Below are 14,633 nucleotides of genomic sequence, written 5' to 3'. Positions count from 1 at the left end.
TGGTAGCTGCAATTCCAATTTAATTGTCGAAACAAGTCCCTTCTGTTTCAGAATGGATGTATAATGGAGAAGTAAGCCTAAATCGATAATTTTCTTGAATACAAAACAACAAGCAGTTTCAATGCTCAGGGAGATGATTGCCATTCTTACGGCAAATGAGTTTTTTTGGACAGCAGTGAAAAAGGGACGAAAAGAAACCATATTGACCCAGCTGCCGCATGTCACCCTCACTGACCAAGAAGCATGCGACCTGCTGGCAAGGAACGGCTATTTAAAAATCGATTCCCTTTATTCAATGGTTTTTGACCGTTATTCATTAACAAGCCAAATGCTGAACCGCCTTCTGCATGGAGCAATTTTGAATCAGTATGAATATGGTGTAAGAGTTCTCCTTCAGGCAGGCGCAGAGGTAAATAATCCAAACCATTTTGGCATTCAGCCTATCAATAACATCATACCGTATTCGAGGCATCGCCCGGAAATTATTCAAATACTTCTAGAGTATGGGGCCGATCCAAATGTCGTGGATAGGAATCAATCCAATCCGGTCCAGAAGGCCCTGACATATGGGAGGATGGATATTCTGGAAATCCTCAAAGCATATGGTGCGACAGTCGGCAGTGAAGACCTGAAAAAGGCGCTCTCCTATACCGCCCAGAGCGGCGACAGGGAAAGAGTTGATTTGCTGCTGAAAATCGGCGCGCCTATTACCCATCATGCGTATTTTTGGTGCTGCATGGCCAATCAGTATGATATGGCTGAGTATTTGTTATCAAAAGATGACTCTTTTTCCCTATATACAGACGAAAAGCTGAATACAATCCCGATTACCGCCTATCATGGACAGCTTGATTTATTGAAGAAGTTTTTGCAGCGAGGCCGCTCCAATACTTCACCGGAGAACACCCGAACAATCCTGTCCATTGCGCTTTATTCGGCCATTGAAGCAGGATTGGGGCACATCGTGAAATATCTTGTTGAACAGGGCGCGGACATCAATTATGTCGATGAGGAAGAAACGCCTTATGACTATGCGGTTTCCACCGGCCAGCATTTTTTGGCTAACACGATCCGGCATCTCGGCGGGAAACGCTACCACTCCACACGTAAAGTAATCAAACTTCATTAAACCAAAAGCGCAAGCGCCTTGGTCATCGCCGTACAAACTGGAGGGGCTTCGACTGAGATAAAGTGAAACTTCCATCAGCGATTTTTGCTGATGGTTAGTTGAACGAATCGGACCTTTAGGATCAGTTGCCGACGAAGGAGGCTTACTCAGCCTTAAGAGTGGGATAAAGGAATCACGAAGAGCGAAGCGATTCGATGATGACTTATCATAGGGAGGAGACCCGAAGTTTGCTAGGCGATAGGCGCTGGAGCTAGACGAAACCAAAAGCGCAAGCGCCTTGTTCATGTGCAAAATAGATAAGCGGGGAATTTATTTTCTCTACAAAAAGAAATGGGCCTCTAACTCGGAGGTCCATTTCTTTTTTTACAGCTATTTTTGAAAGTTATACTGATTCTGTTTTGAACAGTTTGTGTAAAATCAATACCACTGCTCCTAGCGCCATCCCTGTTTTCCCTAATTCCGAACAAACTACAGAAATATGCTCATGGGGACTTTTAAATGTATATTTCTCTATCATATTTTTTAATGGAGTTACAACAAAATCCCCTTGTTCAAATATATATCCTTCTAGAATCAGCATGGAAGGCTTAAGGAGATTAACCATATTCGCTGCTGCCAGGCCGAGTGAATTCCCGGTTTCTTCTAAGATGGAAATAGCAAAAGAGTCGCCTTCTCTTGCTGCTTTAAATACCATTTCTAATGAAATATCCGTTTTGCTGTCTATTAACCATTCGTGGATTAAGGATTCCGGATGATCATTTAAACCCATTTTTGCCTTTTTAAGAATGGCGGATTCTGATGCATATGCTTCCAGACAACCATTATTTCCACATTGGCATTTTTCTCCATCCAATTCTATGATAGTATGGCCAATTTCTCCTGCGGTGTTAAAGGAACTTCTATAAATTTCATCATTTATAAAGATACCGGATCCTACACCGCGACCTACACTTAGACAAATGAAATCCGAGACATTCTGGCCTTGTCCAAACCAGCTTTCGCCGATGGCCAGTGACCGTACATCATTTTCAACTAAAACAGGAAGATTGAATTCTCTTTCCAGCGTTTCTTTTATAGGTATATCCTCAAGGTGCAAGTGCGGGGAAAAGATGGCGACACCTTGAACCGGGTCAACTAACCCGTGCATGGCAAAACCGATTCCAAGAATTAAAGACCGTTCAATCTTTGAATGATGGATGACATAATCAATTTTTTCAATGACGATCTCCAAAAATTCATCTTTTGTTGGGAGTTCGGTTATTTCCTGGCTGATACTAGTAATGATTTTTCCATCCATCGTACTCATTATGACCCGGACCACTTCAGCTGCTGCATAAACGCCGATTATATAATAAGCTGAGTAATTAATACGAAGCAGGATTGGTTTTCTGCCGCCAGCAATAGTCGAAGTGGCTGCCTCTTCCTCTGTTATCAGGTCCTGTTCGATTAATTCACTAACTAATGAACTGACAGTTGGTTTTGTCAGCTTTGTTAATTTGGCAATATCCGCCCTCGAAATTGGTTCTTTTATGCGAATCGTGTTTAAAACCGATGATTGATTATGCTGCTTCATTCTTTCAAAACTTCCGGTTCTAATATCGTTAATCATTTATATCACCTCTTTTCTAGTAATCCGGTTTACCTAGCAAATCCGTATATTTCATGCAAAAACCACCGTAACTCTGGTGATATTGGGTTTATCATTTTTGGTTACATAAAAATCCTTTCTTAAAAGTACGCTTCAACCTGAAATAGCGACATTTAAGAAAGGATTTTCCTTAAATTTATTTTTTCACAATACCAGAAATCCACATATCGTTGATTTCCCTGATTTTTGCTAATTCGCATTTTGGTTCTCGGTTATACGATAATAGTCCATTGATTTCTTGTTCCACATCCGTTAATTGGGTATAACAAAAGCCATGCAGCGCTTTTGAAGCATAAACAGCTTCCATTACCCTAAGATAATCAGCGACAAACTCCTGCTCATCTTTTACAGATGTATAGCCCCAGCCATGGTCGTCACCGACTTTAAAACCAATGCCTCCAAATTCTGTAAGCAAAATAGGTTCGCCTTTATGCTCAAATCCATCAGCATAGATTCCACGTCTGGCTGGTTTGGAATCAAGGAGATTTTCTTTTGTGGAAAGAGAATCCTTAAATTCTTCGTATTTGGCCTTTTCATCACTCGAACCGTGAGCATAATTATGAATCGCACAAATATCCGTTTCGGTCTGCTCCCAGCCATCATTTGAAATCACCAAACGGGTTTGATCCAGAGAGTGAACAAGGTGGTACATCGCTAAAGAATGGTGTTGCTGCTGTTTATTCGCCTTGATGAATGGGACTCCCCAGCTTTCGTTCACTGGAACCCAAGCTACGATTGACGGATGATTATAATCTCGTTCAATAATTTCAATCCATTCTTTCGTCAATCTGGCCGCTGCGTCTTCACTATAGGATGGCGATGCAGCACATTCCCCCCAGACAAGGAAACCAAGCTTATCAGCCCAATAAAGGAAACGCGGGTCCTCTACCTTTTGGTGTTTTCTACATCCATTAAAACCCATTTCCAATGCAAGTTCAATATCTTTTTTGAGATCCTCGTCCGTAGGAGCTGTCAATAACCCTTGAGGCCAATAGCCTTGGTCAAGGACTAATTTTTGATAATATGGTTTGTTATTCAGGTAGACCATTCCATTTTCAGCATGAATTTTTCTCATACCAAAATATGAGTCAATCTCGTCAAGAATTGTTTCTTCATCTTTTAGAGTGAGTTTAATATCAAATAGGTTTGGGTTTTCAGGTGTCCAGTTCCAGCCGTCATGATGGAAGGCTGTCCTGAAAACTTTGCGATTATACAGATTAATTGCGCGTTTATTATATGCCTCTAAAATTTCAATTGAATCATTAGCAACTCTTTCACCCTTAAAGGTGATTTCTATTTCTACTTGCTTATTCGTACTGTCACCAGCAACCTCGAATTCTACAATAATATCTCCACGATCGATATCTGGCGTAAACCTTAGTTTTGTAATACTAGCTGAGCTAACTGGCTCCAGCCAAACGGTTTGCCAGATACCAGTAGTACGGGTATACCAAATGGAATCCGATTTTTCAATCCAGAACTGCTTTCCTCTAGGAATGGTTTCGTCTGTGGAAGGATCCTCCACTCTCACCACTACATTTTCATTACCCCATGTTAAATGTTCGGTAATATCAAAGGAGAAACCTACGTGGCCTCCTTCATGAAAACCGGCATACTGGCCATTGACATAAACCCATGCCCGGTAGTCTACCGCTCCAAAATGCAACATGACCCTCTGATGATCCCAGCTTTTTGGAACTGTAAATTCACGGCGATACCACACCTGATCATGAAAACCAGAATCATTTATTCCGCTTAATTGTGTTTGGTAAGCAAACGGAACCGTAATTTTCCGATCAAAAGCATTCTCATTATTAAACCATTTTTCCTTTACACCAATATTTTTATCATCAAAAGCGAAATCCCATTCGCCGTTTAAATTCATCCATTCTTTTCTTACAAATTGCGGTCTTGGATATTCATTACGAGGTACTAGCATGATGTATTCTCAATTCCTTCCATTATTATTCTATTTATTTAATACCGGTCTGATTGACTCCTTTAATAAACGAGCGCTGGCCAATAATAAACAATAGAACGGCCGGAATGGTTGCAATCGACGTTAATGCCATCAACCTTCCCGGTGAAGAGACAAAGCTGCCCTGCTGCATGATAGCAATCCCTGTTGTAATTGTTCTCATCTCTGGAGAATTCGTTGTGACAAGAGGCCATAAGAAGTCATTATAGATTGTCATAAACGTAAAGATGGCTAAAGTCCAAATTACAGGCTTCGCTGAAGGCAGAACCACTTTTACAAATACTTGCCATTTATTGGCCCCATCCAGGAAGGCTGCTTCTTCCAGCTCTTTCGGGAACCCCTTGAAATATTGATAAAGCAAGAATACCCCAAAAGCGTTTGCCGAATATGGAAGAATTAATACTGCATATGTGTCTAGAAGACCGAGTGCATTGAATTCCATGTACAACGGTAAAAACGTGATAACCCAAGGAATGGTCAAGGAACCAATAAATATGCTAATTAGTGTCTTTCTAAACGGTACATTAAGCCGTGCCAGCCCGTATGCTGCCAATGTATCAACGAATAGGACGATTAACGTGCCGGTAAGCCCTACAAAAAGCGAGTTCCCCATCCACTTCAATACAGGCGTATCGGTATTTCCTGCTAACGTATACTGATAATTCTCAAGTGTAAATACTTCCGGCAGCCATTTGATGCCTGCGGTGAATGCTTCCTGATCCGTTTTGAATGAAGTAGCCAGCATCCATAAAATCGGAAGGATAAATACTAAGCCTACAAAAATGGCTAGAATGACGGTGAGTACCTTAAACAATTTTCTATGCATGCGGCTCTACTCCTTTCGATTGGTTAATTTGAATTGTACGATTGAAATAACAATCATAATCAATGCCATTAAGATAGACATGGCTGCAGCATGGCCCAATTGCCGCTGTTCGAAAGCTTCATCCACAATGTTCATTAATAGAACCTTTGTCTCCGTTCCCGGACCGCCCCGCGTCATGAGGAATGGCTGTCCATAAATATTAAATGAGGCAATCGTCGAGGTAATCGTGACGAAGAGCATCGTCGGTCTAATGCTTGGCAAAGTGATATGGACAAAACGCTGCCAGCGGCTTGCTCCATCAAGCGACCCAGCTTCGTATAGTTCCTCTGGTACATCATTTAATGCGTTAATAAAAATGACCATATTAAACCCAATAGTCCACCACAGTGTTGCAATGACGAGTGAAATCCAGGCATATGGGAGTTCCGTAAGCCATGGAATCATTGGCATGCCAAATTTAAGTAAATACTGATTGATTAACCCGCTATTCGTGTCCAGAATCCACAGCCAAATGATTGCTACAACTGACACAGAAACAGCATAAGGAATAAAATAAACGGTACGGAAAAATCCTCTAATTTTTCCTGGCAAGGCATTTACTAACAATGCCAGCGCCAATCCAACAATAATCAATAATGGGACAGCATAAACAACAAATTGGAGAGTATTTTTTAACCCTTCAAAAAACAAACCATTTAAATAGGAATCCCCATCAAAGATATTCAAATAATTTTTTAATCCGACAAATTCATGTTGCGGATTTAATAAATCCCAGTTAGTAAGACTCATATAGACTCCATAGCCTATTGGAACTAAAAGGAAAACAATAAATAATATCAAGTAAGGAAGAACAAACAGACTTGAGGTCAATTGTGATTTCCAGGTTGATTTACTCATTTCCTTCCTCCTTTCGATTTCCTAATCATCAATTTTTAAAAAAGAGGCGTACAGGTGTATGAATCCACCCTCCGCCTCCAACAATGGTTACTTATTCAAAATTTGCTCAGCCTTTTTATTTGCATCGTCCAAGGCTTTTTGCGGATCCTTTTGGCCAAGCAGGGCAAGGTTTACTTCCGCCCATAGTGGTTCAGATAATTGGCCCCAGTTCGCAACAAGAGGAGCGAATTGGGCATATTCAAATTCTTTTGCAACAATCGGCTGCTGCTCCATTTGTTTGAACTCTTCGTTTTGTTCATAAATAGCCTTTGAAGCAGGTGCTTGTCCTGATTTAGCCCATTCCATTGTGTTATCGGCAACGAATTTTAGGAAATCAGAAATACCTTCTAATTTTTCTGTATCTTTTACAGAGGCAGGGATAACAAAGTTATGTCCGTTCGCGTAAACAGCTTGTTGTTTTGTTCCAAGCTGAGGGACTTCAGCTACGCCATAGTTAATACCAGCTTTATCCCATTGTTCCATCATCCAAGGGCCATTTAGATGCATCGCATTCTTGCCTTGCAAGAATAGGGTAACTTCACCATCTTGCTGGACATTTTTAGGTGAAACTTTTTCTTTATGAATCAAATCACTATAAAACGTTAACGCTTCAACCGCTTCCGGGCTGTTGTAGTTTGGCTTCCCATCCTTCATTAATTCGCCGCCATTCTGGAATAAAATCGTCGGGAAAATGAATTGGTTCGGCCATAGTGTTGGTACGACAAATCCATATTGATTCTTTGAAGGATCAGTCAGTTTTTTAGCTGCCTCAACAAATTCTTCGCGATTGGTTGGCGGATTCTCCGGGTCTAAACCCGCTGCTTCAAATAAGTCCTTGTTATAATACATAATCAAAGGATGGATATCTAAAGGAATGGAATATTGTTTTCCATCAATATTTCCAGCATTCCAGGCAGTTTCCGAATAATCTTCTGCTTTCAAGCCAGTCTTTTCAATTGTATCGCCTAAGTCTTTCAATAAATTTTTATCAGCATAATTCTTCATCTGATCTGTATGGACGATTAACACATCAGGTCCACTCTTTTGACCTGATAAAGAGAGGTCAACTGTTTTATAATAATCAGACTGAGGAACAACTTGAAAGTCCACTTCGTATTTATCCTGCGACTTATTATAGTTTTCAACAATTTTCTTCATTCGCGGGCCATCAGCGCCAGAGAAAGGAGCCCAGTACGTAATTTTATCGCCATTGCCTCCACCAGAATTACTAGTTTCCTCTTTGGTTCCGGAACAAGCTGCCAGAGATCCAAGTGTTAGAACTGCAGTTAACGTGATACCTAACCATTTCTTTTTCAAAATTGTCTCCCCCTTTAAAGGTTAGTTAAATTAATTTACCAACTATACTCATACTAATATTGTAAGCGCTTTTTGTCAAACAATTTAAACAACCAGTAAATAGATACGAAGATAGATGGTACGATACCCTATGCAGCCGAAGCACTCCTTGTGGAGTCTCTCTAATTGAGATAAAGTGAAACTTCCATCAGCGTCTTCTGCTGATGGTTAGTTGAACGAATCGGACCTTTAGGCTCAGTTGTCTCCAATGGAGACTTACTGAGCCTTAAGTGTGGGATAAAGGAAATACGAAAAGACGAAGGTGATTCGATGTTGAATTATCGTAGGGTAGAGAACAAGGACACTAGCGCTGAAGCTAGACGTAGACACACTCGATAAAAAGTTTTCCACTGTGGCGAAATCTATAATTTTGAAAGAAAAAAATACTAGGCATCATCCAGTTTTTTGGATGATGCCTAGTATTTCTTCTCCTACATTGAGAACATCCCTCATGTTGTGGTCAACGGTTTTTAGAGACCTGCCACACCCTGACCCTACGCTATATATTTGTTATAGAGCACATAGGCTTCTGGGAAGCATAGTTTGAAGAAGGCCTTTTTAAAGGCGCTGTTGTCAATACCCATATAAACGGTAGCGTTTTTAGGTTCGGTGTCTTTTACGTTTGGCGCTAATTGCACGACTGTTTGTCCTTTACAAATTCCTTCACATTCCATTTTTAAATTCACTTGTCTGAAAACATCATCTTCGCTGCTTAGGCTGGGGTCAATGGCAAGCATGACCGCCACTAAGTCATGAATAATAACCCCGGTGGTGCGCAAAGCTTTCCAATAGTTTTCCAGGTAGAGATTGGACATCTCACTTAATAGTTCTCCCACCTCGCCACACTCGGTGCGTAAAAAGAATAAATCGTCTAAAGTAAAGCGAGTTTGGTGGGTAACATCTAAGCCAATCATATTGATTTCAACATGTTCGCCAATTTCATCATAGGTCAGTTTCGCTGCTTCTGGATCTGCCCAATAATTAAATTCAGCTACCGGAGTGCGGTTTCCAAGCCGGACGCCTCCCCCCATCGACCAGATCTTTTTCACTTTTTTCATGGTGTCAAGATCCTTTTGAATCGCCAAAGCAACATTCGTCAGCGGGCCTAACGTAATCAATTCTACCTCTCCCGGGTTTGCTTTAACACTTTCTAAAATAAATTCGACAGCATGTGTTTCGGATTTTCTCGAAAAGTCAGGAGGAAGGGTAACTGTTCCAAGCCCCCCTTCGCCATGCACTAAACCTTCTAATTGATAAGTTTGCTTTTGCATCAACAGTTTCAAAGGTGCCTCAGCACCCGGATAAACGAGACAATCCGCATTCATTAAGTTAACAAGACCTAACGCATTATTCACACAATTATCCAAGCCGACATTCCCGGCTGCCACAGTGATCCCTAGTACATCAAATCCCTCATAAGCTAATGCCGCAACGATGGCATACGCGTCATCAATGCCAGGGTCCGTGTCAATGATGATTTTTCTTTTTTCCATGTTGTCACCCCATGTTTTTATTTCGAGTCAAACGTACGGCTACATTCAATTAAAAAAATTACTAGCCTAGGAAAGCTTCAACTTCCGCACGTGTAGGCATGCCATCCTGGGCACCGAATTTTTGAATGGATAGCGCAGACGCTGCATTAGCAAATTTCACCGCAGATTCCAACGATTGCTGTTCAGTCAGCGCCACACATAACGCTCCATTGAACGTATCGCCTGCCCCAGTCGTATCAACTGGGGTAACAGTATAAGCGGGAATCAGCAATCGTTCATTGTTCTTATGATAAGAAACGCCATGTTCTCCTTTAGTGATGATTAATTTATCATTCAAATCAGCGCTCATCGTATAAAAGTCAAACAACTGAGTGGCTTCCCCTTCGTTCGGGGTGATATATGTAGCTTTATTCCAGTATTCATAAGGTATTGTTTCGGCTGGCGCCGGGTTAACGATAATTGGAATCTGATGTGACGCACATAAATCCAGGCAGTATAACACCGTTTCAAGCGGTATTTCAAATTGAATGAGAACAAGAGCACTGGTAAGAATTTCTTGTTCAAATTGTTTAACATATTCCGGGGTTACCTTTTGATTCGCACCTGGTACGATAATGATTCGATTATCATGATTGGACAAGATAATATTCGCTACACCTGTATTTGTATTCGGAATCTTTGTAATCATCCGCGTTGACACTTTTTCGTTAACCAAATTTTCTAGCATCGCAGAGCCATTTTGGTCATCACCGACACAGCCGATCATTTGGACATTCGCCCCTAATCGAGCAGCTGCTACCGCCTGATTTGCCCCTTTGCCGCCGGACTTCGTATGGAAAGTTTCTCCGGCAATCGTCTCTCCTTGATCTGGCAAGCGCTTCGTGACCGTAACCAAATCAACATTAATGCTTCCAATAACAGTAATCGCAGAGTTCTTCATCTATTTCCCCTCCTCTTACTTCATGATAGGCCACTCCCATAACACACTGGATTAATTAACGAGAATAGGATGTGAGTGACTTTGTAAATAAATCCCAGAATTTAGTTGAATCTAATTGTGAAGCGAAATGGACATTCGGTTGGTTTCCAGTGACAGCTAATGTGTCAACGACCGTCATGCCATAAGTGAGTTCTCCTTTTGTTTCAATGCCCACATGAACATACTTCATCTCAAAAATAGAAGGATCTATTAAGTAAGCAACCGTACAAGCATCATGGATTGGCCAGCCCTCGAAGTCAAACACTTCTTTATAAGTCTTTGAGAAAAACTTTAATAATTCCACAACAAAATGAGCTACTACGTTATCAATTTTAGCGAGATTAGCGATAATCTCGTTGGTTGCAATTGCCTGGTGGGTGACATCCAATCCAAACATTGCAATTGGCACACCGCTTTCAAAAACAACCTTTGCCGCTTCGGCATCAACCCAAATATTGAATTCAGCAGCTGGCGTCCAGTTTCCAAAGGTCCCGCCACCCATTAAGACGATTTCCTTTATTTTTGGAACTATTTTAGGTTCCCTGATCATCGCTAAAGCGATGTTTGTCAGTGGACCGGTAGGAACTAAGGTAATATCGCCGTCCGATGCTAATACTTTTTCAATAATTAAATCAACAGCATGCTGGTCGACCGCTTTTTTAGTCGGGTTTTCAGGCAGTTTTGGGCCGTCCAACCCCGTTTCGCCATGAATTTCTTCAGCAATAGCCCGAGCTTTAATCAAAGGTTTTTCTGCTCCTTGAGCGACCGGTACATCGTTTAGACCAATAATATCGCATACTTTTAAAGTATTTAACGTGTTTTTTTCAACCTCGACATTTCCTGCGACAGTAGTAATCGCCTCAATTTTCAAATTGCTTACTTTTGAGGCAGCTAAAATGATTGCAATCGCATCATCATGTCCAGGATCACAATCCAAAATCACTTTTTTTGTTTCCATCAAATCTCCCTCTTTGTTAAAAATAAATGACTATACCATTTATCCTCTCCTTCGATAGTTTGTCCTACCGCAGGAGAGGAATGCTAACATTTTTCAAGATAACTTCACTGATTAAAAGAACAATCCAACAATGGTTGCTGTTAGCATGGAAGCCATTGTAGCGCCAATCAAAAGTTTAATAGAATACTTGGCAACTATTTTTCCTTGATTCATGTCTATGGCTTTAATTGAGCCAGAAACAATTCCTAGCGTACCGAAGTTTGCGAAACTAATTAAATAGGTGGAAATCATCGCATGTGCTTTAGGAGACAATGTCTCAGCTACTTTTGCTAACTCTCCCATTGCCACAAATTCATTTGTAATCAGTTTAGTGGCCATGATACCGCCAACTTTAACCATTTCATCAAAAGGAATACCGATTAACAAAGCAATGGGGGAGAAAACCCAGCCTAAGATTTCTGTAAAGGTAATACTAAATAAATAATCAAATGAGTTATTTAACAAAGTGACTAAGGAAATAAAACCTATTAACATCGCCGCTACAGTAACCGCTAATTTAAAACCGTCCAAAATATAATTTCCTAACACCTGGAAAAACGGTTCTTTTTCCTGGTCGTTATCTATTTCAGTTTCCCCAATGTTTACCTCTTTGGGATCGTAAGGGTTTACAATACACGAAATAATCAACGCAGAAAAAATATTTAAAAATACGGCAACAACGACAAATTTACCTGGAACCATTGTCATATAGGATGCTAACATCGCTGCACTGACAGCTGACATTGCCGAGGCACAAATCGTATAAAGTTGTTGTGGTTTTAATCTTTTCATTTCTTCTTTAATCGTAATAAATACTTCAGGCTGTCCTAAAATCGCTGTTGAAGGTGCAAAGTAACTCTCAAGTTCTCCCATTCCGGTTATCTTGCTTATTGCTTTTCCTGTCCATTTAATAATAAATGGCAGAACCTTGATGTAATTTAAAATCCCAACTAAGGCTGATATAAAAACGATCGGCAAGAGTACGTTGAAAAAGAAAACAAAACCGCCAGATTCGAGTGCAATGCCACCAAATACAAAACTGACGCCTCCCACTGCTTGTTCCATCAACCAACTAAAAAAGCCGGAAATTACACCGAGAACTTTAATCCCGCCGGCAGTGTTTAAACAAATAAACGATATAACGAGCTGGAGAACTATCATAATGCCTATCGGTTTATATCGAATATTTTTTCTATCAAAGCTAATCAAATACCCTAAGGCAAAGATGAAAGCCAAACCAATTAATCCTCTAACAATGTCCATTTTTTTCACCTCTCCTACAGTTCGGAACCGCTTACAGCAATCGGTTACAATAAAAGTTTTATGAATCTCCTTCGCTTAATTCACCGATTGAGGAAGGAGACGACCGGATGACTAATCCTGTTGTTTTAGCTGCCGGATATTTTATTTACTTTTACAATTTGATTGCATTTATTCTGTTCTCTTTTTTAAAGGATGGCTTTTCGGCCAAGAGCTTTTCTCCAAACAATTGGCTTAAATATTGAATGGCCGGTCCTGTCGTTAACGCCGTGATGATGGTAATAATCCCGAACTTTCCCCCTAATAAAAAGCCAATCGCCATGAGACCGAAATCCATCGTTATTTTTGATCTTTGGATGCTCCACTTTGTTTTGTCACGTATCGTCAACATTGCGCCATTGAAAGGATCGACACCGATATTACTAGCAACAAATAAACTGATCCCAACATAATACATAGAGATGCCTGCCATTCCACCGAGCACCCTGTGGAACAAAATACTGTTATCAAACAGGGATACATAAAGCTGACTGCCAAAAGAGACGAGTAAACCATATGGAATCAAATATAAAAACGTCCCAATATTAACGTATTTTCTGCCGAAGAACCACAACAAAGCAATTAATCCAATGTTGATAAAATTAGATACGTATCCTAATTGTGCTTGACTAAAATTCAATGTATTTCGGATACCATCATAAAACATCCCAATTGGGTCATTGCCAAACATCGTATTATTATTAAAGGCAACGCCTATACAAACTAAGGCAATTCCAATCATGGAGACAATAATTCTTTTTGGTGTAATTTTTGGTGCATCTGATTTTGATAAGTTTGATTTCACGAGCCGCTTTATCCACCCTTTCACTGAATTCCTTAGTCTTTATCTCGATGAGAGAAGAATGATTTATTAGTTTAATTTTCCGCTTCTTTTTCTAGGTAGCGTTGTGCTCTCCTAATAACGTTTGTCACTGTAAGTTCAGGTGATACAGAGTGTGCGCTTTCTAGCGTGATGCTGGCTGCTGATTGGGTAAACTGTCCCACTTCGATTAAGGGTAAAGATGCCCCAAAATGATGGCGGGCCCAAGTAATAGTTGCCATCGTACAATCCCCTGCACCGTTCGCGCTAACGATTTTTGTACTTAAAATTGGAACGATCATCATTTCATTTTGGCTTGCACATAGGATTCCTAGGGAACCAAGGGAAATAAAAACATTTTTAACGCCTTGATCAATTAGATGTTGTGCTGCTTTTTTAGCAGTTGCCTCATCGGTAATCTTGATTCCGGTTAGATACTCGGCCTCAATGGCATTTGGTTTAAAGGTATCAATCTTATCTAATACGTTTTCGAATCGGCCTACCTTCGCGACCGACACTGGATCAACAAAGATTGGTGCCTGACAATGTTCTGCCAGCCATTCAACCGACTGTTTCGGAATATTTCCATCAATCACACAAACAGCTGCGTTGTTGATAAAGTCGATCCGCTCCCGTAGAAACTCTGGTGTAATATGGTTAATAATATCCATATCATTGATGCCAACAACCATATCGCCATCACTATTTGTTACGTACAAATACGTTGAACTTCTTTTCCCCGGCAGTTGTTCGGCGTATTCCAAGCTGATCGATTTCTTCTGGCATTCTGCACTTAGAATTTCTCCAAAATAATCATCACCATAAGTTGTAACTAAATAGACAGGAACATTTAATTTAACTAAGTTTTGGGCAATATTTTGACCTACGCCACCTTCGCTTAATTTAATCGTTCCAATATTTGAATCGCCTTCCTTAAACCCAGGACCAGAAATACCTGCCAGGTCCATATTTAAACCACCTACAACGACGACATATTTTTCTTGTTTCAAATTAACCACCTCCAATAAATGCTTTAATGTATCATCTGTTAAGAAAACAATTTACAGTCACTTTTAAGCGAATCAAAATACGCTTAGTATCTCCCAAAAACTATAGCACCATCACTTGTAATTGCCCTTCCCAAAATTTCGGTGATGCCCAGCCGCAACTGC

At 40.4% G+C, this 14,633-nt stretch carries 12 protein-coding genes; 1 reads left to right on the top strand and 11 read right to left on the bottom strand.

Annotated elements, in window-relative coordinates:
* The first annotated feature begins 94 nt into the window (after positions 1–94).
* Positions 95–1,129 carry an ankyrin repeat domain-containing protein gene (locus AM500_RS06360; RefSeq protein ID WP_053598491.1) on the top strand — a complete coding sequence of 345 codons (1,035 nt, stop codon included), beginning with the start codon at positions 95–97 and terminating at the stop codon, positions 1,127–1,129.
* 382 nt (positions 1,130–1,511) lie between these two features.
* On the opposite strand, the gene AM500_RS06355 is transcribed toward AM500_RS06360, so the two are convergent.
* The 11 genes from AM500_RS06355 to AM500_RS06305 all read right to left on the bottom strand — a co-directional run bounded on the left by AM500_RS06355 (position 1,512) and on the right by AM500_RS06305 (position 14,471).
* A complete protein-coding gene (locus tag AM500_RS06355; RefSeq protein WP_053598490.1) occupies positions 1,512–2,738 on the bottom strand; it encodes an ROK family transcriptional regulator in 1,227 nt (408 codons plus the stop codon).
* A gap of 175 nt (positions 2,739–2,913) precedes the next feature.
* Entirely contained in the window at positions 2,914–4,716 is a 1,803-nt protein-coding gene (locus AM500_RS06350) for a glycoside hydrolase family 2 protein (protein ID WP_053598489.1), read from the bottom strand.
* Positions 4,717–4,750: 34 nt separating this feature from the next.
* Complete coding sequence (locus AM500_RS06345) at positions 4,751–5,581, bottom strand: carbohydrate ABC transporter permease (RefSeq protein WP_053598488.1); 831 nt, start codon at positions 5,579–5,581, stop codon at positions 4,751–4,753.
* Between the two features lie 6 nt (positions 5,582–5,587).
* Entirely contained in the window at positions 5,588–6,478 is an 891-nt protein-coding gene (locus tag AM500_RS06340) for a carbohydrate ABC transporter permease (protein ID WP_053598487.1), read from the bottom strand.
* 87 nt (positions 6,479–6,565) lie between these two features.
* A complete protein-coding gene (locus AM500_RS06335; RefSeq protein ID WP_231688120.1) occupies positions 6,566–7,834 on the bottom strand; it encodes an ABC transporter substrate-binding protein in 1,269 nt (422 codons plus the stop codon).
* Between the two features lie 533 nt (positions 7,835–8,367).
* Entirely contained in the window at positions 8,368–9,366 is a 999-nt protein-coding gene (locus tag AM500_RS06330; RefSeq protein ID WP_053598485.1) for a nucleoside hydrolase, read from the bottom strand.
* A 61-nt stretch (positions 9,367–9,427) separates the two neighbouring features.
* Positions 9,428–10,306: a ribokinase gene (gene rbsK / locus AM500_RS06325; RefSeq protein ID WP_053598484.1), complete on the bottom strand. Its 879-nt coding sequence runs from the start codon at positions 10,304–10,306 to the stop codon at positions 9,428–9,430.
* Between the two features lie 55 nt (positions 10,307–10,361).
* Positions 10,362–11,303, bottom strand: coding sequence for a nucleoside hydrolase (locus AM500_RS06320; RefSeq protein ID WP_053598483.1), 942 nt, complete (start codon positions 11,301–11,303; stop codon positions 10,362–10,364).
* 111 nt (positions 11,304–11,414) lie between these two features.
* The gene (locus AM500_RS06315; RefSeq protein ID WP_053598482.1) at positions 11,415–12,605 is read right to left on the bottom strand and encodes a NupC/NupG family nucleoside CNT transporter; all 1,191 of its coding nucleotides are present in this window, start codon (positions 12,603–12,605) and stop codon (positions 11,415–11,417) included.
* Between the two features lie 151 nt (positions 12,606–12,756).
* The gene (locus tag AM500_RS06310) at positions 12,757–13,446 is read right to left on the bottom strand and encodes a YczE/YyaS/YitT family protein (RefSeq protein WP_197282669.1); all 690 of its coding nucleotides are present in this window, start codon (positions 13,444–13,446) and stop codon (positions 12,757–12,759) included.
* Positions 13,447–13,517: 71 nt separating this feature from the next.
* Positions 13,518–14,471, bottom strand: coding sequence for a PfkB family carbohydrate kinase (locus AM500_RS06305; RefSeq protein WP_082347154.1), 954 nt, complete (start codon positions 14,469–14,471; stop codon positions 13,518–13,520).
* Between the last annotated feature and the right edge of the window lie 162 nt (positions 14,472–14,633).

It is taken from the genome of Bacillus sp. FJAT-18017, assembly GCF_001278805.1.
Classification (GTDB): Bacteria; Bacillota; Bacilli; order Bacillales; family Cytobacillaceae; genus Bacillus_D.
This window is presented reverse-complemented; position numbering and strand designations above follow the sequence as displayed.